At 46.9% G+C, this 20,826-nt stretch carries 19 protein-coding genes and 3 pseudogenes; 8 read left to right on the top strand and 14 right to left on the bottom strand.

What is annotated here, in order from left to right; translation table 11 throughout:
• Window positions 1–10: 10 nt before the first annotated feature.
• The 3 genes and pseudogenes from A1830_RS21835 to A1830_RS19420 all read left to right on the top strand — a co-directional run.
• Window positions 11–607, top strand: a pseudogene (locus A1830_RS21835) (RHS repeat-associated core domain-containing protein); the annotation flags it as partial.
• Between the two features lie 24 nt (window positions 608–631).
• Window positions 632–967, top strand: a complete 336-nt coding sequence (locus A1830_RS19415) for a DUF7716 domain-containing protein (protein WP_067709996.1) — start codon at window positions 632–634, stop codon at window positions 965–967.
• 958 nt (window positions 968–1,925) lie between these two features.
• Window positions 1,926–2,678, top strand: a complete 753-nt coding sequence (locus tag A1830_RS19420) for an NAD-dependent epimerase/dehydratase family protein (RefSeq protein ID WP_067709998.1) — start codon at window positions 1,926–1,928, stop codon at window positions 2,676–2,678.
• Between the two features lie 142 nt (window positions 2,679–2,820).
• Here A1830_RS19420 and A1830_RS19425 read toward each other — a convergent pair whose 3' ends face one another.
• A complete protein-coding gene (locus A1830_RS19425) occupies window positions 2,821–3,285 on the bottom strand; it encodes a winged helix-turn-helix transcriptional regulator (protein WP_067710108.1) in 465 nt (154 codons plus the stop codon).
• Between the two features lie 129 nt (window positions 3,286–3,414).
• Between A1830_RS19425 and A1830_RS19430 the strand changes: the two genes are divergently transcribed.
• The 3 genes from A1830_RS19430 to A1830_RS19440 all read left to right on the top strand — a co-directional run bounded on the left by A1830_RS19430 (window position 3,415) and on the right by A1830_RS19440 (window position 6,318).
• Window positions 3,415–4,626: an MFS transporter gene (locus A1830_RS19430; protein WP_231877681.1), complete on the top strand. Its 1,212-nt coding sequence runs from the start codon at window positions 3,415–3,417 to the stop codon at window positions 4,624–4,626.
• Complete coding sequence (locus A1830_RS19435; RefSeq protein ID WP_067710003.1) at window positions 4,623–5,510, top strand: EamA family transporter; 888 nt, start codon at window positions 4,623–4,625, stop codon at window positions 5,508–5,510. Before A1830_RS19430 ends, A1830_RS19435 begins: the two co-directional genes overlap by 4 nt.
• 244 nt (window positions 5,511–5,754) lie before the next feature.
• Window positions 5,755–6,318 carry a DUF4142 domain-containing protein gene (locus A1830_RS19440; RefSeq protein WP_067710005.1) on the top strand — a complete coding sequence of 188 codons (564 nt, stop codon included), beginning with the start codon at window positions 5,755–5,757 and terminating at the stop codon, window positions 6,316–6,318.
• Window positions 6,319–6,612: 294 nt separating this feature from the next.
• Here the strand turns inward: A1830_RS19440 and A1830_RS22330 are convergent, their stop codons facing one another.
• On the bottom strand, window positions 6,613–6,891 hold the full coding sequence (locus A1830_RS22330) for a carboxymuconolactone decarboxylase family protein (RefSeq protein WP_067710007.1): 279 nt from the start codon (window positions 6,889–6,891) through the stop codon (window positions 6,613–6,615).
• A gap of 161 nt (window positions 6,892–7,052) precedes the next feature.
• On the opposite strand from A1830_RS22330, the gene A1830_RS19450 reads away from it, so the two are divergent.
• Window positions 7,053–7,409, top strand: coding sequence for a MarR family winged helix-turn-helix transcriptional regulator (locus tag A1830_RS19450; protein WP_231877672.1), 357 nt, complete (start codon window positions 7,053–7,055; stop codon window positions 7,407–7,409).
• 144 nt (window positions 7,410–7,553) lie between these two features.
• Here A1830_RS19450 and A1830_RS19455 read toward each other — a convergent pair whose 3' ends face one another.
• A complete protein-coding gene (locus tag A1830_RS19455) occupies window positions 7,554–8,090 on the bottom strand; it encodes a GNAT family N-acetyltransferase (RefSeq protein ID WP_067710011.1) in 537 nt (178 codons plus the stop codon).
• A gap of 251 nt (window positions 8,091–8,341) precedes the next feature.
• Between A1830_RS19455 and A1830_RS21845 the strand changes: the two are divergent.
• Window positions 8,342–8,449, top strand: a pseudogene (locus A1830_RS21845) (CGNR zinc finger domain-containing protein); the annotation flags it as partial.
• 120 nt (window positions 8,450–8,569) lie between these two features.
• On the opposite strand, the gene A1830_RS19465 reads toward A1830_RS21845, so the two are convergent.
• The 11 genes and pseudogenes from A1830_RS19465 to A1830_RS19510 form a co-directional block, all read right to left on the bottom strand.
• Entirely contained in the window at window positions 8,570–9,763 is a 1,194-nt protein-coding gene (locus A1830_RS19465) for a zinc-dependent alcohol dehydrogenase (protein WP_067710014.1), read from the bottom strand.
• A 129-nt stretch (window positions 9,764–9,892) separates the two neighbouring features.
• On the bottom strand, window positions 9,893–10,798 hold the full coding sequence (locus A1830_RS19470; RefSeq protein WP_067710021.1) for a manganese catalase family protein: 906 nt from the start codon (window positions 10,796–10,798) through the stop codon (window positions 9,893–9,895).
• 1,123 nt (window positions 10,799–11,921) lie between these two features.
• Complete coding sequence (locus A1830_RS19475) at window positions 11,922–12,992, bottom strand: hypothetical protein (protein WP_231877673.1); 1,071 nt, start codon at window positions 12,990–12,992, stop codon at window positions 11,922–11,924.
• A gap of 51 nt (window positions 12,993–13,043) precedes the next feature.
• Window positions 13,044–13,250: a FimD/PapC C-terminal domain-containing protein gene (locus A1830_RS24110; protein ID WP_369815728.1), complete on the bottom strand. Its 207-nt coding sequence runs from the start codon at window positions 13,248–13,250 to the stop codon at window positions 13,044–13,046.
• 10 nt (window positions 13,251–13,260) lie between these two features.
• Window positions 13,261–15,570: pseudogene (locus A1830_RS19480) on the bottom strand (fimbria/pilus outer membrane usher protein); the annotation flags it as partial.
• A complete protein-coding gene (locus A1830_RS19485; protein ID WP_231877675.1) occupies window positions 15,515–16,303 on the bottom strand; it encodes a fimbrial biogenesis chaperone in 789 nt (262 codons plus the stop codon). The gene A1830_RS19485 and the pseudogene A1830_RS19480, both read right to left, overlap by 56 nt.
• Window positions 16,303–17,010, bottom strand: coding sequence for a fimbrial biogenesis chaperone (locus tag A1830_RS19490; RefSeq protein ID WP_067710023.1), 708 nt, complete (start codon window positions 17,008–17,010; stop codon window positions 16,303–16,305). Before A1830_RS19490 ends, A1830_RS19485 begins: the two co-directional genes overlap by 1 nt.
• Window positions 17,011–17,020: 10 nt before the next feature.
• The gene (locus A1830_RS19495) at window positions 17,021–17,584 is read right to left on the bottom strand and encodes a fimbrial protein (RefSeq protein ID WP_067710025.1); all 564 of its coding nucleotides are present in this window, start codon (window positions 17,582–17,584) and stop codon (window positions 17,021–17,023) included.
• Window positions 17,562–18,275 (bottom strand): fimbrial biogenesis chaperone, encoded by a 714-nt coding sequence (locus A1830_RS19500; RefSeq protein ID WP_067710027.1) that lies wholly within the window; start codon window positions 18,273–18,275, stop codon window positions 17,562–17,564. The genes A1830_RS19495 and A1830_RS19500 overlap by 23 nt, the downstream gene beginning before the upstream one ends.
• Window positions 18,276–18,362: 87 nt before the next feature.
• On the bottom strand, window positions 18,363–18,914 hold the full coding sequence (locus A1830_RS19505; protein ID WP_067710029.1) for a fimbrial protein: 552 nt from the start codon (window positions 18,912–18,914) through the stop codon (window positions 18,363–18,365).
• Between the two features lie 771 nt (window positions 18,915–19,685).
• On the bottom strand, window positions 19,686–20,303 hold the full coding sequence (locus A1830_RS19510) for a helix-turn-helix domain-containing protein (protein WP_067710031.1): 618 nt from the start codon (window positions 20,301–20,303) through the stop codon (window positions 19,686–19,688).
• Window positions 20,304–20,826: the final 523 nt, after the last annotated feature.

Here is a 20,826-nt window from a genome sequence, read left to right on the forward strand (position 1 = left end):
CGCGCAGCAAACTGCCCTACACCATCAGCCACTGCGCTATGCCGGGCAGTACGCTGACAACGAGACCGGACTGCACTATAATCTGTTCCGGTATTACGATCCGCAGGTCGGACGCTTTACGGTACAGGATCCGATTGGGCTGGCAGGTGGCTGGAACCTTTATCAGTATGCGCCGAATCCGCTGGGCTGGATTGATCCGTGGGGATTAGCTAATAGGCCAAATAATGGTGAGTATCATATTTTTCATGATTATTCACTTGATCCGCAATATAGGTATTCTAGTGATGCAGTCCAATTTAACAGGGCCAATGTAGATTTTGTTCAGAAAATGGAAGCGGACCCGGAATTCCGAAAAGATATGCTTAACCGATATCCAAAACTGGATGACTGGCTCAAAAATGGAGATATGAGTAGAAGTCCTTCAGGATTAACATGGCATCATCATGAAGATATAAACAAACTGACTCTGGTTGATAGAGCAGATCATAGATTTAACCATGCTTTATATCATCCAACTGGTAAAGGTGGACGTGATATATGGGGAGGTGGAAAAGCTGGGCGACAAGGAAAGCTTGATGGCCCTGGTGGTAAGGAAATTTGTAGCTAAGACTTAAATATAAAAGAGGATACTATGTCGATTAAAGGTAACCATGTAAAATTGGATGACATAATAAAAATAATGATTGAAACGCGTTGCGAGGATGATAATTTTTGTATTTATGGTTTAGATGGAAAATTATTCGAAGACAAAGAATATTTGGTCTCCGGTTATCCGCAGGTAGATGAAAATGATAATGAAGTATATCCGCAGGACGCAGTTGCCAAAGGTTTATCATATATTTATTCTGGAGAGCAGTTTGCTGATGTAATCTTATCGGTAATGGAACAAAAACCTTCTGCGAAAAACCAAGATTTTATTGATGCTCTAAACTATTATCTTGAAAATGATGATTTTCTAGACCTTTGATATTTACCCAGACAGCCTGCACATAGTTTTCTATGCTAGTGGGCTGTAATATAAAACTTTTAACTCTTTTCCCAGCTCTATCACGAAGTATCTTGCCATTTAGGCAGGAATTAGTCATTCTATGTACAATCACTTGCAGCAAAATAGCAACGTCAGACGAAAAGAGTATTCAAATTCCCTTCGGTATAAAACTTTGCAAAAAAGGAAATGTTAATAAAATTATCTGTTAACTTGCACAACCCCCTAATCCATAAGATAAAATAATTTAAATGACCTCAGGATATTACGATAATAGAAAATTGGCTTGTGATTTTTCTTGTAACTATCACCCTAGTTTAATTATTCCAGGTGAAGGTAATTTCGCTAAAATATATGATTATGTATAGTTTTAAAAATTGGGTAGTGACGCTAATTTCGTGTTGATGTATTCTTTGCCCTTTGAGTTGTAAGCATACCCGTTTTAGTTCCACGCACTTTTTTAGATTTCCCGTTTCTCAGCCATCAAACGCATTTCGTACGCCATCCCTTTCGGCATGAATTTCGCCATGCTTGCTTCAAATGCATCCGCAATCCATTGTCAGCCGACAACGGTAAAAAGCAGAACGTGTGTGCTGGGGAGAGGCCGACACGTTTACTGAACGCTGGGTGTGCATACTTCCCGTCGGCCTGGGCATCACCAGGTGGTGTAGGTTTATTGATCAATAACTTTACGTCGTCTTAAGCTATCCGCATTTATAACCCTATTCTTCATCACCTACCGTCAGGGTCTGCCGTGAGCGAACAGCGTACGTATGCCTTAAAAAATTGTTGGGAAAGAACGTCTCACAGGCAAACCCTGCCCGCGAATTACTCGTTATAAAGCCCAGTCGACATACATTTTCAGGCCAATATGATATAGCTTTACTGCGTTTAGTTATCAACCCGACGATGCCGTTAATGAAATAAGGATCCCGACGTTATGACAGTGAAAAAAATACTTCTTACAGGTGCCAGCGGCCGTATTGGACGAACTTATTTTAAGGCGATGTGCAATACCTATGACTTCATCCTTACCGACCTGAACAGGCCGGATTATGAGATCAATTCTCCTCACCTCTTTTTACAGGCAGACCTTTCAAAGCCGAACGCGGCAGAGGCGCTACTGAATGCGTCGGAGCCTGACGCAATAGTCCACCTGGCAGGGATCCCTCACGCCGATGCCCCATTCGAACAGCTGTTGCCGGCTAACATTTTGTCCATTACCTGGCTGCTTGAAGCGGTTGCTGCCACATCTTGCCAACGCTTTGTTTTTGCCAGCAGTGCGCAGACGATTGAGGGTTATCCGGTTGATATACAAATCCATCCGGGTCTGCCCGTGGCACCAGCCAATATCTATGGCGTAACGAAATGCTATGGTGAGGCGCTCTGTTCCTTTTATGCCACTCAGCATGGGCTTTCCTGCGTAGCGCTCAGAATAGGCGCTTTTGAACCCAAAGATGCCGATGCGCTTAAGACTGCCCGGGATTACAGCGCCTGGCTCAGCCCGCAGGATGCAGTTAGCCTGATAACCAGCGCTATAGAAGCTGCAGATATAACCTTTTTTGTCGGCTATGGGATTTCAGATAACAGGTTTAAACGATTTGATCTGTCACATACCAGGAAGGTATTGGGTTATCATCCAGTCGATGATGCCTTTCGGGAATTTAAACCGGGTCCGGATCTGTTTAAATAACATATCTAGCATGAGAACGTCTTCATGCTTAAAAAATAAAGATAGCCGAAATTATGCTGCTGGCATGTAGCTTTGCCTGTAACAGTACCTGGCGCAAAACGGACGCTATCTCTGGTTAATTCTTCATCAGGAAATATTAAGGTCACTCTTGTTTTTTTCCTGATATCACGCGCTGACGATAACAATCGGCTGGCTCAAGTTTATGGCCCTGCAATGAGTATACTTCTAAAGGTTGCAAAGGCTCTCCATTCACATTATCCAGTAATACAGAATGTGTCTCGCCCTCTTTAAACATATAACGTTCGCCCCATTGCCGCATGGCGACAACAATTGGAAAAACAGAACGGCCCCTTTCGGTCAGGATGTATTCCTTATACGCGCTGCCATCTGAAGCAGGACAAATCTCAAACAAGCCGAGCTCAACCAGGTGCTTAAGGCGTGAAGCCAGAATATTTTTCGCCAGGCCCAGATTCTTCTGGAACTCACTGAATCTGCGTACATCATCAAACGCCTCACGAATGATCATTAAACACCAGCGCTCGCCTATCGATTCCAGGGTCCTGGCGACGGGGCATTCACTGGTTCTCAGCGATTCCTGCTTTGCCATCTTTACTCTCTCCATACTCACGCTTAGTGACGCCAGCATACTCTGCCTGAAAAGTAGTTGCAAAAAAAAACCGTTACTGATAATTATGCCCCTTTCTGGTTGCAAAAAAAAACCAAAAAGGAAACCAATATGTGCTGTGCAGCAGGTAAGGATTCTGGCTCCCGGGCAGACAGGCTTTCAGTAGAAGCTTCGATGCCATCATCTCGGATAGTATTTCTGTTTTCACTTACGTGTGCGCTGGCGGTGGCCAATGTTTATGCCACTCAGCCCTTACTGGAGTCGATATCCGCGAGCCTGCATGTCTCGCCCGGAATAATGGGCACTGTTGTCACCGCGACGCAGACAGGCTATGCAATAGGTTTACTTTTTCTGGTACCGCTTGGCGATCGGTTTGATCGTAAAAAGCTGGTTATTGCCCATCTGCTGCTTTCAGTTCTGGCGTTAACAGCGGCAGCGCTAGCACCTAATCTGATAACTCTGCTGTGCGCTATGCTGCTGGTTGGTTTGCTGGCTGTGGTAGCACAGCTGCTGGTGGCGTGGGCCGCAATGTTGGCAGCACCCGGGCAGCGTGGCCAGGTCGTTGGCAGCGTGACCAGCGGCATTGTGACGGGAATACTGTTAGCTCGCTTCGTATCAGGAACCATTGCCGATATGGCTGGTTGGCGGGCGGTTTATCTGACGGCAGCCTGCCTGATGTTGCTTATCTCCCTGGTGATGGCAAAAGTGATGCCTGCTACAGCAACGCAGTTGCCGCGTACCTCATACCTTTCCCAGATATTGTCTGTTTTTCAACTTTTCATCACTGAGCCGCAGTTGCGTAAGCGAGGGATTCTGACGCTGCTGATTTTTGCTGACTTCAGCATGGTATGGACCTCAATGGTTATGCCGCTCAGTGCTATGTCCCTGCCACATACTCAAATAGGTATGTTTGGTTTAGCGGGGATTGCCGGAGCACTGGCGGCTTCAAGAGGAGGTTTATGGGCTGATAAAGGCATGGGGCAACGCGCCAGCGGATTAGCACTGGCTTTACTGACATTGTCCTGGCTGCCCATCGCCTGTCTCCAGGTGTCTTTATTGTTGTTGGTTATCGGCGTGATCATGCTGGATTTCGCAGTACAGACGGTTCATGTGATCAATCAGAGCTTAATTATTGCTGGCAAACCAAATGCAGCCAGTCGGTTGGTCGGGGCATACATGTGTTTTTATTCTCTGGGCAGCGCGCTGGGCGGAATAGCCGCAACCCAGCTTTATGCGCTATGGGGATGGTATTCAGTCTGCTACGCAGGCGCATTCGTAAGTGCCTGTGCCCTAATTTTTTGGTTTGGAACCCGTCAATCATGAAATTACACCATTTGCTACTCGCCGTTTTGATCACCGCAGTCTGGGGCGTAAACTTTTCCGTTATTAAGTTAGGGCTGCACTCGATCGATCCTTTTATTTTGGCAGGTATTCGCTTTACCTTGTGTGCCATACCGGCGATGCTAGTTATTAAAAAACCGAATGTTCCATGGCGCTATCTTATTGGCTATGGTCTGGTTTTTGGTATTGGTCTATGGGGGCTGGTCAATCTGGGTATAAAAACCGGGCTCTCTGCAGGAATTGCCTCGCTTCTGCTACAGTTCAGTGCCTTTTTCACCCTCTTCTCTGGAAGCTGGGTGTTTAAAGAGCGCCTCAGCCGCTATCAAATTGCGGGTTTTGCTTTCTCATGTGCAGGATTACTAAGCATATTTTTTATCACTGATGGTTCCGTCACCCTCTCGGGGCTGCTTCTTGTGCTTATGGGGGCGATAGCATGGAGTATTGCCAACATTATTATCAAAAAAGCAGATACAAAACAGGTGTTTGCTTTTTTAGTTTGGTCCAGCGCCTTTTCTCCAGTCCCCCTTTTTCTGCTGGATGGGTGGGTGAATGGCACCTCTGGCTATAGCTCGCTATTCAATCATATTGATGCTCGTGCTGTGATATCCATACTTTTTCAGGTATATCCCAATACCTTATTTGGTTATTGGATATGGAATTCTCTGCTTAAACAATATCCCGTCTCCACGGTGGCCCCCCTCTCCCTGCTGGTGCCGGTTTTCGGCATTCTGGGCTCAACGGTGATATTTGGCGAAAACATCCCGCCGATGAAGATCGTCGCTCTGTTCCTGATTCTCATCGGGTTGGTTTTAGGTCTGTATGGCCAGCGGCTAAAGCGATATTTTTTTGAAAGGCGCATCGAATAAGGGGAGTTTTCCTTTATATTCTCAAGGTCTGCTATAGGCGAATAGTGGACCCTGGCCGCTGGGAGCGCGCTTATGAAATCAGGACATAAACTTCCGTCATTCCCGCCCTCCTCCGTTGAGAACCCTAACTTAAACTGCTTCAAATCGTTGATCCACTATACTGATCTTTGCAGGTGTCATTCACATACAAGGCTGAAGTTAATTACCTGAGACCAGCCTTACCCATGACCATCAGGAGAACAACATGCAAAAAGATAAAATCTTAAAAGGGTTGCTAACCGTTTCGGCAGTGGCAGCCATGTTCTGCGCTGTCGGCGTGCAAGCCCAGACGCCGCCGAGCGCCGCGCAGAATAGCGCCGCCAGTCAGAGCGGTACGAGCGCCAGGCTTAGCTCCGGTGACGAAAAGGCGTTGAAGGACATGGCGCAGGCCGATATCAATGAAGTCGCCGCCGCCAAAATCGCGCTGAGCAAAGCCCACGACAGCGAAGTTAAAGCATTCGCTCAGCAAATGGTCGATGACCATGGTGGTGCTCTGACCAAAGTACAGACAGTTGCTCAGCAAAAAGGCGTGGCACTGCCGACTGAGCCGGACGCCAGTCACAAGGCCATGGCCGCCAGGCTGGAAAAACAAAGCGGCGCCACATTTGACAAAGTGTATATGGAAAATGCCGGCACTAAGGACCATAAGATGGTGCTGTCGACGCTGAAGAGTGACGCCAGGAAGATTAAGGATCCGGATGTGAAGGCCCTGGCCGACGCGCACCTGCCGGTCGTTGAGCAGCACCTGAAGTCCGCCCAAAAGCTATAGATGTTACCAGGCATGCCAGCAGATAAGTAAACAGGTCGTTCGGTGAGCACGCAGTCCTGCGACCTGGACTGGGCTTTGTTGAAAGTATTGCGGCAAGTCACAGCGGGGTTGGGAGCGCTTTTCCTCACCGGGCTTGACGCGCTATTGGCGTGCTGCTTCGCGTTTGCGGGTCTAAAGATGATATTTACATGTAGAGTTTATTGATAACCTGGCGTGCAGGCAGTGTGCCTCTAATCCTGATGTAACAGACTGCACGATGAAAGGCTGCCGGAGAATCCCGCTCTTCATCCTCAGTTAAAGCACGGGTACAGGCGGCGCAAACTGGAGTGCCCCTGCTATGCGGTTCCAGGCATTAATAGCGCCTATCGCTGACGTCAGGAAGACTGTTTCCTGATGTGTAAAGGTGGCCTGGACATCTTCATAGAGTGAGTCCGGCACGTGTCGCTGAGACATCAGCGTGAGTGCTTCCGTCCATGCCAGAGCGGCACGCTCGCGCGCAGAGTAGATGCCAGCATCACGCCATGCTGCGACCAGATCAATTTTGGCAGAAGCCAAACCCGCTTTACGCGCCACATTAAGATGATACTGAATGCAGAACGCACAACCGTTTAGCTGAGATGCGCAAGGCAGGATCGCACAATATGTCGATACCCGTGCCGGGTGAGGGAAAGCGGGGTAAGAAAGGCCATATAGGCTATCTGCTACGACAGGCTCATGCTGTCCACAGGATGAGAATGGAAAACGCTCTGAAGCAAACGGGGCTAACACTGCCTCAGTTTTCGGTGATGACTATGCTCGCAGCCTATCCGGGAGCCTCCGGCGCAGAACTGGCTCGTTTGTCGTTGCTGACGCCCCAGACGATGAGCGTCATTGTCGCAAACCTTGAACGGGATGGAATGATTTGCCGACACCCGCATGAAGAGCATGGGAGAATTCAGGTCATTGAACTGACTGATTCAGGTCATGACACGCTCTTCAGGAGTAAAAAGGCAGTCAGATCATCAGAAACCGATCTGCTCATGGGGATGTCCCCTGAAGAGGAAAGTATAGTCAGGGAGTGGCTGGTGAGTATTGCTAAACTGCCGGTGTGACTATCCCTGGTATTTGCCTAAATGCCGGGTTATATATTTATTGCTGAGAAACAGTAAGGCTGACATACGTCCGCTATCAACGAGAAGCAAACACATGAAATGCACAAGTTTCGGCTTATTACGTCGGCAGATCACTCCTGACGCTTAAGTAGATTGGCCATTACTTTGCTCCCCTCTATGAAGTTGTAATTCATAAACCACGCATGGCACATCATAATGTTGCTCAACGGCTTTAAAAGTCATACCCAGCCGCTGCATTACACGTTGTGATGCGCTATTTTTGGGGTCGGCGACCGCAACTAAGTACGTCGCACCAACGTGCCCGGCAGCAAATTCAATGATTGCTCTCGCGGCCTCTGTTGCATACCCGTTGCCATGATAGTCTGCAATCAGGCGCCAGCCGATCTCTAAGGGGGCGCCCTCTACATTGGCTAAGTGCTGTAAGCAGGCTGCCCCAACAACCATACCTGACATTTTTTCTCTGATTGCCCACCAGGAAAAGCCATATGTTTCCCAGCGTTGCATGACACGATTGATACCATCCCATGTTTCATCAGGTGTCTTAACTTTACCATTGCTGATATAACGCATAATTTGAGGATCGCCTTCCATGATTCTCAAGCCCTCATAATGTGAAGGATGGTATGGTTCCAATTTGAGACGCTCAGTTTCTAAATCCATATCCCTAACCTCTTTGGATGCTTTACGTGGTAATACGATAAATCCTCTGCTGATAGTATTTCATTGTCATATACATATGGAACCTTTCCCGATGGGGAGTTTGGATTGTGCCGTTCGCGTTGAGGATATACCGCTCTGTGGGTGAGAATAGATCCAAGCTGAAGCTACTTACGTTAATTTACCCTAAAGTCTTGTGACCTAAAGCGCCAACGTCTGCCTGGGCCAGGAATACCTTTGCTAACTCCACCGGGCTGTTCCACGATCTTAGTAAATCTCACCGCCGCCGCTGGTGCAGCATGGCGACCTGCGGCAATCGCATGAAAGTGGCGGCATTTCGTTCAGGAAGAAAACCTGCATAAACTCCTTCCCGCCGTGCTTTTTGTAAAAATCATGAACCTGAAAGACTGGGTATTCAAAAAGCAGGCGTTCAGGCCCCTTTTCTCCCTTCATCCCCGAAGAGGCGGAGGCGCAATCGGTTATCAGAGCGTCGCCTGTGAGGGAGACATCCCCGGCACCAGGATGACTTTTCTGCACTCCTCCTGCCGTTTTGCAAAAATTTCATACCCGCGTGCCGCTTCCTCAAGTGGCAGATGATGGGTGACAATTTCTTCTGGTTTCAGGTGCCCCTGTTCGATCAGCGCCAACAGGTCAGGCAGATAAGCATGCACATGCGTCTGGCCCATTTTAAAGGTCAGGCCCTTATCGAATGCATCGCCAAACATAAAACTGTGAATAAAGCCGGCATACACTCCCGGCACACTGACAATACCACCACGACGAACGGCCGCTATGCACTGGCGCAGTACTTTCCCGCTGCTGCCCTCAATTTTAAGGGAGGTCATCACCGTTTCAGTCAGACTGCCTTTCGCTTCGAATCCCACCGCATCTATTACGGCGTCCACACCCCGTTTGCCGGCAGTATTTTCAATGATCCACGCGGCCGGATCGTCATTCCTGTCGAAGTTTACGGGGATAACGCCATAGCGGTCACGGGCAAAAGCCAGCCGGTAATCATTATGGTCGATCATAAATAGCTGTTCTGCGCCTTCCAGCCTGGCACAGGCTGCGCTCAGAAGTCCCACCGGTCCCGCACCATAAATGGCCACGCTTGAGCCTTTTTTTACCTGGGCATTCTTCACCGCCTGCCACGCCGTTGGCAGGATGTCTGACAAAAACAGGACTTTCTCATCCGACAGCGTATCGGGCACCTTAAACGGGCCGGTGTTGGCTTTTGGCACACGGACATATTCAGCCTGACCGCCGGGTATCCCGCCATACAGGTCGCTGTAGCCAAAAAGCGCGGCCGGAGGCGTGATATTTTTACGATTAAGCGCAGCCCCCTGCCCGCTGTTGGTATTCTCACAGGCCGCAAACTGATTGAGATGACAAAAAAAGCAGTCGCCGCAGGCAATCACGAATGGCACAACCACCCGGTCGCCCTTTTTGACGGCCGTCACTGCTGAGCCGGCTTCAACCACCTCGCCCATGAATTCATGGCCAAAAATATCTCCGTGGTGAGTACCCGGGATTTTTCCGTGATAAAGGTGGAGGTCAGAACCGCAGATAGCCGTAGCGGTCACGCGAAGAATAATATCGTCAGATGCTGTAAGCACCGGGTCAGGCATGGTATCCACGCTGACTTTGTGCGGACCGTGATAAGTCAGAGCTTTCATATTAATCCTGTCCTGTATGAGGTTACCGACAAACCTGGCGTTGAGCAGGCTCTCTGCCTGGGGGCCGCTCCAGAGCTGATACTGGAAAAAACGGCCCGGAGTGCAGGCAACGTATAATCACTTATACGTCTATTTTTTTGGTTTACGAGACGCTGTTGTTACGTTTTCAATGGGCGGGACGGCTCCTATGTCCGTTCCCGTTACCGGATTTACCTCCCGGTCGGAAGCCGTTCGTTTGGCCAGATCGTCAAGAGCCGCCTGCTGTTTTGCCGGAAGCTGAACGCTGGCTGTTCCGTCGCCGCCGTCTACAGCCGGCGTAGGGTTGGTAACATAGTCAAAGTTCTCGTCTGAATTCCAGCTGCCTCTTACTTCCCCACCTTCGGACATGTCGTAATACAGGGTGGCGTACTTCTCAATGGGTGGAAGCTTACCCGGTGGGAAGTTGTTCTGAATGGAGTACAGCGCTTTTTCAAACGAAATCTGATGTGCGACTTCACGCGTCATAAGGAATCCCAGGGCATCCTTCACGCCCGGATCGTCTGTCATGTTGATCAGGCGTTCATAAAGTATTTTAGCCCGCGCCTCGGCGGCAATATTGGAGCGAAGGTCAGCTGTCACCTCACCAATAGTATCAATGTAAGCCGCAGTCCAGGGAACGCCAGCCGAATTGGTTAAGGCGGGTCCTCCGCCATACAGCAGCGACGTCAGATGACTGTCGTTTCCGGCGCCGGTAATGGAGCGGTACAGGTCCCCTTCCTTCTCGGTACCTTCGGCCAGTTCACCCTTGACGCCTTTATTCAGCATTCCCACCAGAGAACCAATTATTTCAAGGTGACTCAGTTCTTCAGTAGCAATATCCATCAGCAGATCCTTCCGTCCCGGGTCTTCATCACCCAGTCCCTGAGTGAAGTACCGACAGGCCGCTGCCAGCTCGCCCTGAGGGCCACCAAACTGTTCAAGTAAAAGATTGGCCAGGCCAGGATTGGGGCCTGCCACACGTACGGTATATTGCAGTTGCTTAACATGTCTGAACATAGCTCACTCCGTATAAGGCGAACGGGTAATCGGAAAGGTGGCTGAACTGCCGCTGGTAGGTTTAGTTATTTTTTCGCTTCAACACCCGACGTTTACGGTCGGATCGTAAACTGCACCCTCACATCTGGAAGATGGGCCAGGTAACAGTGTGACTTTACTCATTCCTGCACGCGTATTTGCTCAACACTACGCATACTCATAAGATCACCTACCTGTTAAGGTCAGCTATGGGTGAGGCATAACTGGCTATCCCAGGATTCTCCGAAACATAACCAGCGGTTCCAGGCATTCTATGCGGCACTATAACTGCCCGATAAACCACGGTTAAATAAGTCTTCAAAGGTGTTAATTGTCATACCAGCCCCAGTAATAAAGGGTTTAAAAAAGAGCCCTCAAAAACATTTAAGCCAGAATGAAGTGTAGCCCGTTACAAAAAAACCGCTTTGCCGTCTGCAATTTCCATCTGATGCGGACCGGGTACGGAAAATTGCAGTGAAAAACCCATAAGCGCTTTTACAAAAATAAACCCAAACCGTGAAAGCTGCAAAAAAAAGCATGATTTTTATTCTAAGTTGATGTAATTCATCACAATGAACCCCCAAAAAAATATATTATTTAAAAAGCAGGAAAGGCTCTTTTTGCTTTAAATATTATTCTTTCCACTCTTAATTTTTACAAAATTGATACGTGATGCGGAAATCAGATTTTTGAATGTTAAGAATTAAGATTTTTCTCACGTGGTGGGGGTTCAGGGTGTAAGGGATATAGCTAAAAATTGCCCGCTATCTGGGAGACGGATAAGCGTCAGACTGGTATCAGTTTCAACCCGCTAAACGCCCTCAGGTAGGCTCGTGCCGATCCTGCAGGGCTTCAATCCCGGCTACGCCGAAGATGTGCACGCTGTTTTTGTCGGTGGATCGAATACCCCGGCCCGCGTCCGGGCCTTTGTCGCCCCCCCGTCAGCGCGACTCTGCAATCGCAACCCTGCCGGCACCGGCCTGTCCGTGAGGTCATGCCAGGGCGGATCCCGTCATAGCCAGAAATAACCGGCTGCAACAGCGGAAATGATGAGATACGTCAGAGTCCACCATGCCGTATGACCTCTAACGACATGGCAGTATCCTTAGTTGAAGGTAACAAGCATTTCCGTGGAGGCAGACACGGCGCCAGAAGGAAGCGCGTTACCGCCAGAACATAAACGCCAGGTGATTTGATTATTAAACGTGTTTATAAATTGCATAGGCATTCTTCCAATCTTAATGGCTTCATTATTAAAATTAATGCCTGAATTTGCGTTGCATGTTCCACTGTCCGTGACCCCGGGGATCTCTCCCGTGATGTAGCCGCCGCCCTGCGCTAACGCTAACCGATTTTTTGAACCCTCATATAAGCTGGTTAATGGGCGAAATTGAACCGAGATATTTGCAGTCACCAGGCTTGATTTTTGCGTGCACGTAACATTGAATGAATTAGTTTGTATACCGAGTTCAGTATTTGCCGTTAAGTTACGGGTGACCGTGCCAAAGTTAATCACGGTTGGAGTATTAACTGAGCACTCTATGGTACTTATACGTAAATCCATACTGGCAGGTAATATTGACTGATAGCGATCCCCTGTCCGGAGTACAGAGAAACTCGAGGCCCACATGGTGGGTATGGCAACGTTCGATGATGTCTGAGTCCCATCTGCAACTAAAACCCAGGTTCCTGTTATATTGACAACGCGGGAGCCGGAGGCGCTATAAAAATTACCCCCAGAGGTCATGCTGGGCGGTAAACACCACTCATAGCCGTTTGGCGAGGTCAGTTCTCCACTGTTCCCACCCCGGGTTTCAGGCAGGCCGATGGTCCCGGTGAAACTTTTTGTCGAACCGTCATAGGCCGTGTAAGTGGCCTGCCCCGTGGCCCTTGGAATAAGCCCTACCCCGGGGGCTATTTGTAACGCTTTATAGCCTGCAATCGTCGTCAAGTCGGTAGATGACATACATTTCGTGTTACTGTTGCCAATATTCATTAAACCATACGCGGAACCTAATGATGCGTGAGTCATTGCACCACTTAGGGTAACATTAAACGGCAGGCCCTCCCACAGTACACCCGATCCTTTTCCTATTGTAATCGTCTCGGCCGCACAATATTTAGGTACCGTCAGCGCTAAGCTCAGCGCGAAGAAATAAAATAATTTATTCTGCATAATACATTTTCCCATTTACTCTATTTTTTAAATCACGCCACCCGCGGACCATTAATGCGTTTCACATTGCACATTTAGGGATCTGATCGGATTATTTGAAGAAGGTGCAGGCTGCCCTTTCAGGCTGTATTTCGCCTGGCACTGTTGAGATTGACTCTGGCCCCATTTGGCCGTCAAATGCCCGGACTCGGACAAACCGCTTAAATACNCCTTTAGTCGGATATACATCCAGACTCGATTGGGTGATATCGACGTCATCAGGCAGCGTAGCGGGATTGAGGCTGATAGTATTGCGCTGATAATTTGACAGATAAGGAACGATGGCGTAACCACGTGAATTGGTCTCGACGTTACCGCTCATCACGCTGGTTCCTGCCGCCTCGGGGGCTTCCACAATAGCGACAGCGCTTCCGAGAGTCTGACTGAAGGTGACGCCATGGGGATGAACCACTACTCCACCGTTCGCGCTCATATTCAGAGATCGATATTGATCACTATAACCATAGCCCATGTTGACAGCGCCCTGACTGCCTTGATATCCCAGATTGAGCGTGCTGCTGTTATTATTATTTTTTGTGTTCGACCATCCCTGCATGACGTTATAGGAGAAGCGATTATCCAAGGCCGTGCCATTTATCCCGGCCTGCTGCTGCACCTGGCCCTGGTTATTATGTGTCATCTGGTAACTTGCATAACTCTGACTTGCCAGTGACGCAGGGCTGAATAAGCTCAGCGGCACCTGCATGTTAAAAGCAAGCTGACGGTTCTGAGGCCAGTTACCGTCGCCCTTAATGCGATCAATTGTGTAGGCAACACTATAGTTTACGCCTTTGAATCTGCTGGTATAGCCAGCAGAAAGCGTATTATTGACCTGCGTATTTTCCCAATAGTCATTTCGGGATCCGGATAAATAGACCGCACCGTAGTCTCCCAGTTGTTGGCTGACATGAATCTGGAAGTTTGAGCGCTGCCTGCCCATGGCCCAGGGAACCTGGTCATCATTAAGCTGATAACCGGTGTTATTATAATCAGCAAAGCTGTAATAATTTTTCGTAGAATAGCGATAAGCGGTTAAATCAACAGACGTCCCTGTTTCTAATAAACTCTTCGAATAACGAACGCGGTATGAATTCCCACTCTTACTGGGATCCTGACTCTGAAATTGTGTTTTAGAGGTGGTAATATCAGCAGACAAGGCACCTAATACCCCCAGCGACAGGCCACTGCCGAAAACAAAAGAGTTGTAGTCTTTAGCGAACAGGCTGCCTCCATACAAGGTAATATCGTATGGAAGGCCATAGATTAATGTGGCCAGAACAAAATCTGCTTCTCTTGAGCCATGAGTGATCCCACCGTTATAACGACCGGTGGTCACCTCATATTTATAGCCGCCAGGACGTTGCATTAAGGGCAAAGAAGAGAATGCTACTGTTTGCGTGCGGACACTGCCATCAGCCTCGGTAATTTTTACCGTCAAATCGCCCCCCTGGCCCGTTTGGTAGAGATCGTCAATTCGAAAGGGGCCGGGTGGAACAAAGGTCTGATAGACTACGTTGCCGTTTTGGGTCACGGTGACCCGGGCATTACTCTGCGCAATGCCGGTGATGAGTGGAGCAAAGCCTCTCAGACTGGTAGGAAGCATATCCTCACTGGAATTAACTTTGATTCCTTTAAATGGAATGCTGTCAAAGATATCGTTACCTGCATTGCTCTCACCCACTAAAAATTCTGAGCGTAAGGCCTGCAAGTCGCGTTGTAAGTAAGTGTTATTAAAACGCGTTTTCTGTTGGCTGGTATTATTATAACCCTTTGTATTATTATCATTATAGGTATAGGTCATATCACTACGCAGACGCCATGCATCCCAGTTCAGTCCGCCAGTAACGTTAGCGAATAAATTCGTTTGTTCACTGCCTGAAAAGCTATGCTGGCCTGATTGCCAATTTCTACCGCCATTTAATGTATAATTCATCAAAAATGCGGGCACACCTTCGTCCCAAAGGCTGGGATCCACATATCCTCTTGCCTTCGGCTGCATAACTATTTGCGGTATGCTTATATCGAGTCTCTGCTGTGGAAAGTCAAACTTAACCCTCGATTCAGGAATAACATCCTGTACATTTCCAATTTTTTTATCTTTCAGTAAATGCGCGATATTTGATATAGCATTCAGGTTAACGCCGATTTTATCAAGAAACTCGGGGGTTAACTCCGGGTAGACTTCCCCTCTCTCTCCTTTTGAAAATTGAATGTTGTGCTGCCCATAGTCATTTTGGTTAACATACACATTAACCATATACCTTCCCGGTGGGATCTGTCCTGGTTGCTCAAATGCGCTCAAATCAACCACGCCGGAGGGTGCGCCATTAATGGCTAATAAATTAGGATCAAAGTAATCTTTTGCATCAGCTGATAATATCCTGGATGACATCACCAAAACCACCAGTGTTGGTGATAAAGCAAGATGTAAATGGTTTTTATTCATTATTACAATGTCCACGTCTGACTTGTGATTTGTATGATTATTGCGAGGGCAACATCGATCGAACCCTGGAAGGGGTGCTCCATCCGTCTTCATCGATCAATTGCCAGGATACATCCCCTCTTGTATTTACAGGCAGGGGGTATCGCTGCTTTCCATAAGGCGGAACCATCATACGTAGCGCCTGTTTATCCAGAGAAAAACGTCCAACCTGAAGCGTAGAAAATGTTAACCAATAGGGTGTCAGGTTAGACGCGATAAGCGTATTTCCATCAAAATCAAATGTCAGTCTATCCGCCACGTCGGCTACCGCTCTTTTTTTCAGGCCTTCCGGGCGATAGAATATTTTCATATTCGTCACCACCGTCATGACTAACTGACCATCCTTCAGGGATCTCTCCTGGGCAGGAATGGCTTTCATTGAAATATAAAAAACAGATTCACGATCGGTCGGAAGAGGCTGATCGTTCCGGCGAATGCGCAAATCTAACGTCTGGTGGGGTTCTAATCGTGCGAGCGGAGGCGTGACAATAAATGGCATCGTTGATTCTCCACTATAATTAAGGTCAACACCCCCGGTATTCGGATCCACGGGTCGGATAAACGACTGAAAAAGAAATGGCGAGTCAGTTTTATTTTCCGCCTTAAGTGTCACGCCTTTTTTTTCTACCTGCGGGTAGATAACTCGCAGGACATAGAATGAGATGCCATTGCTCCCGGATTCAGTATAGGCTTTAGCCCTCGAAGAAATGCTCATAAAGAAGATGACTAATGCAGTTATTACCCATCGACTTAAAGGAAAATTAATCATTTTTAAATAGCAGCTCATCAGATTGTTATTTCGCACGTTTTCGAAAACCCACCATAGTCGTTAATGATGTTCCATTTAAGCGTTTGAACTTTTTCCTTAAATTGATATTGCTGATGACCGTGGGGAGCTATCATTGCCGACACATCATCAAGATTCACCGCTCTGTTATTGACTGAAAGCATACCCAATGTCTGATAATAAGGCGTTGGGTTATTAATCAAATACCCCTTACTGTTCCCTGTAATATTCAGATTACATTCATCCTGAATAGAGGATGATGCTAATCTTTCGGGGCGATAGAATAACTTCACAGCAAACCTGAACCCCACAGATACCTTAGCGTTACCCTTGTCCCGGTTTTCATCTTCGGAGTGGGAGGGCACTGCCAGAACCGATAAATAAAATACAGACTCTCTATCTGAAGGTAACGCCCCGTCTTGTTTGACCAGCCGTAGTATTTGCTGGCTGTCGCCTTCGAGTAAAGATAGCGGAGGCGTGACAATGAATGGAGCAGCCTTTAGCCTGTTTTTATCGTTATAGACCCGTGTTTGAATGAGGTAACTTTTGGCGCCACGGTTATAGACGGTCAATGTCTGCGCTTTTTCCCCCTCCGTAAATACCACTCGCGTCTGGCTCAGACTAATCCCGTTCTGCTGAGCGCTGGTTTTCGTGCTAACAGACAAAAAAAGAGCACTGATCAATATTATTCTTGTGATAGTTAACATTTTCATTCTCTCAGCGATACTCGAGATCAAACATGACGGTTGCAGATACCGTTCCCGGGGTCACCGTTGCACACCCCGTATTGCCGCCACAGCTCACTCCGGCATAAAACGTCAGACTTTGGTCGGGTGGCGTGATCCCTTTTTCACCAAATGCAATCGTACTTCCATCGCGTATCTCTGAATTTGAATAATCAGGCAAGGTACTACTTTGAACCAGCATAATCCCTGGGCCATTTTCAGCACCGTTGCTATTTCCAAATAACCACTTGCCATCCTGAAGACGTCCCGTTCCTGAAACCTTAATTGAGAAGGCGGTGCTTGCACTAACCGACACGCAATTCTGGATATTCAGCTGAAAGGGTTGTGCCGCAACCATTTTATTGGCTTTTAGCTGCGATGCCGACACGTCGCCTAATGAAAGCACACTCTTATTTACGCTAATTTCACAGGTCCCGTCCGTCAGAATTGCGGAGAAATTTAGGGTAACCGCTACAGCGGGTGGCATATAAATGACTGACAGGATAAGAAACAGACCAGATATCCATTTTTTTTTAAAAACGTCCTGTATGCGCATCGATACCCCCAACATCATTAATCGTCTCCCAGGATATATCTCCGGATTTAGCTGATGTTGGATAAACATAACTGCTAAATGGGGCAATCATTTTTTGCTGTGGGGTATCAAGCGCCACCCCTCTTCCTGCAATTTGCATACTGGCAAAACTGACAAAGTAGGGTGATTCATTACTTACTTTAAGACCCTTCAGGTCTCTGGAGAAAATGAGATTTTTCTGTGCTTCCGCCGATGTCACCTTTAAACCATCAGGACGGTAAAAAAGCTTAATTATGTTGCCGACACCGAACTGAGCCATGCCCCGTACTCCTGCCGTTTGCTGTTCTTTCGCGGGTGAAGAACTGGCTGGTATGCCGGCAGCGTTAAAATAGAAAACGGATTCGCGATCCTGAGGGAGCGCGCTTCCCTTAAAAGTGATACGAACCTGATTGGTGCTTTGCGGCTCTAATCGAAATAATGGCGGAGTGACAATAAAGGGTGCCGCGACCATTTTACTTTGTTCAGCACTCACGTTCGTCTGTACAAGATAAGGACTGTTCCTCATGGTGTTACGTAGCGTAACGCTAATGCTTTTTTCATTTTCAGGGTAGATCAGGCGCGTTGCGTTGATGCCAAAGCCTTCAGCCTGGGCTACCGTTGCCGATAAAAGGAGTATCGCGCTTGCTGAGCAGAAGCAAATATAGCGTGTCATACTTAACTCCAGAGTAAAAAAGCGAGCCGTTAAACCCGCTTCAGAATCAATAAAATGGCGTATTGAAAAGTAAAAATGCTCAGCTAATCAGTTATAAGCGAAGCTGAACAGGACGGGTGCATTTACCGCACCGATATCCGCAGTAGTGGATGTTGACGCCAGGCCAGCCTGCAAGCTTAATGTTTTACCATTCAGATCGGCTGAAGAAGGGTCGCTGCTTGCGGCGGTGGCTATCAGGATTTTGTCGCCGTTATTGAGATATGTTGTTGGCGCATTCGTTTGGCTAATCATGATCCCTGTATTGGTTCCGGTGCTGTTAAACATATTCGCGTTCCCACCCAATGTCTGACCAGAGACGACCAGGCTGGCAGTATCCGAGGCCGCTTTTGGCGTTTCACAGTTATTGATACCAACAGTGAATTTTTTTACGCTGGAAGTGACCGGTACTGCGACAGTGGTAAATTGCGATGGTGTGAAGTTGCCTAAATCCAGGTTATTGGTTGACAGGGAAACATCACAGGTTGCGGCAACAACGTTTGCCGTGATTGTAATCTGTGCGTTATTTGCCGCTGTAGCCGTGCCAGCCGCGGCCAAAAATAAACAGGCAACAGGTGCTGTTTTAAAAATTGAAATAGACATAGTGAATTTCCCTTTTATTCGTCTGATAAATCAAATTTAGTAAAAATGAACACTCTCGAAAATTCCGTTCGGGTTTAATGCGCTTCTGATAAAACACACAAAACCACAGTAGATTCGCGAGATCGAAAAAATAATACTTTACGTACAAGTTGATAGCAACGGGGCACCAGAGGGGGTTCCGCATACCCATTAAATACGTGTCAGAATCCTCTTATACGATAATATTCTGACAGAACCGTGGCTTTAGGATATTTCAAAGATCGAGAGAGCCACCAGCGGGTCGTTATCATTATATTCAGGCATGAGGCCTATCTTAAATTAGGACATTTCGCTTATCGTAGAATCAGGTGGTATAGGATATTTCCTTATTGAAGCTATTTAAAATATTTGTAAATTTGTGTAATAAGCAAACAGCGGGTATGTTTCCAGGAAAAAGCATTTTTCCCGGGCTAACAGGTGTTCACCGGCCGTCATCTGGGTAAAGGGCGAGTCATCACGACCCCATGTGAGACATTTCGCGCAGGAGACCCGTAGCGGTTAACGTTTCTAGAAGAGAGGCTCTTCTTATCAGTGTTGCGATAAGCCGTTGAGCAACAACAGGGAACAGTGACATCCGGCACGACATGAAAGCGGCGCCAGAATGGAGGAGTTTTAGGGGAGGCTACTGCGATTTTCCGCTTAGGGGGGTAATGGCTTCTTATAGAAGCAATCATCCTTAGGTGAGTAAGTGATGATTGCTTTCTATGATATTAATCAGGATAAGCGTCTTAGCTAACTACAGTTTACATCATTAATGTATAGGAGCTTCGCCCAATACTCTAAAACATTATTGACTTTATACTTTGACATAGCAGAGCGTAAGTGTGAGCTTACCGTTTTAACATTAATCCCGGTGAGCTTGCTTATCTCTTTATGGCTCATGCCCTTTTTTAAAAGCACTGATACCAGTTTTTCTCTATCTGTCAGCTGATCGAACTTAGTCTTCTCAAAAATCCCTCTCCGGTTATTACTGCCACCAAAGATGATATTACTTAAGACTCTTTTGACTTCTACTAAATTCAGATTATCGGTGAAAAATATTGCATTCTCGTAACCGCTTATCCCTTTGACAACATGTTTCATGTTCTCAGAGCAAAAGACTATTACGCCCGTGCTATCATCACCCAATGATGTTTCCCTTTGTGGCAGCTTCTCAAAAATACTCTTCGATGACAATACAACAATATCAATCCAATAGTAATCACTTGAAATACCATAATTAAGGATCTTTTTTGTGCTATCGCTATAGTTTGATAATGAATGCACTTCATCTAATAATTCATATAGTCCTTTTTTAAAAAATAGGTTTTCAGAATAAAAAGAGAATAATACATTTCCATACGCACGCATACTTTCAATCCTTCTTACTGCCAAGGGTTATTTTTATCAACTATTTTCAGGAATAGCAAGGTAGTGGAAAATCAATTATTCAAATATATATAGCTGCTTTTAATTCAGAAACAAAGATACACAGATGTGAAATTTACATGTTACCTGCTCATGGTTCAGATCTTTCTTAGAATGAATATGACTGCACTATGATTTTCCTGGATAACAAATGTTTAATAAATTTTAATAATAAGAATTTTCGTCCACGCTCTCTAATTTAAAAATTTAACGAAGAAATTAACCTCCAATGCTCAATAGGTGAAACTAATCAATATTTAGTAATCAATAGATAAAAAAATCGTCACATCCAGTTAACTTAAACACCTGCCCGGCTCGTCAGGACGCACATCTCCTCTTGTTTTTAATCACGATCCCTTTCAGACAGTGCATTCATATTTAGCCTCCAGATAAATTGGGATGATCCTATAGAGGTTTTGCGTATCAGCCTCCTCCTCCCCTATGACGCTGTGGACCGCAGGGTTGG

Source organism: Erwinia sp. ErVv1 (genome assembly GCF_900068895.1).
In the GTDB taxonomy this organism is placed as follows: domain Bacteria; phylum Pseudomonadota; class Gammaproteobacteria; order Enterobacterales; family Enterobacteriaceae; genus Erwinia.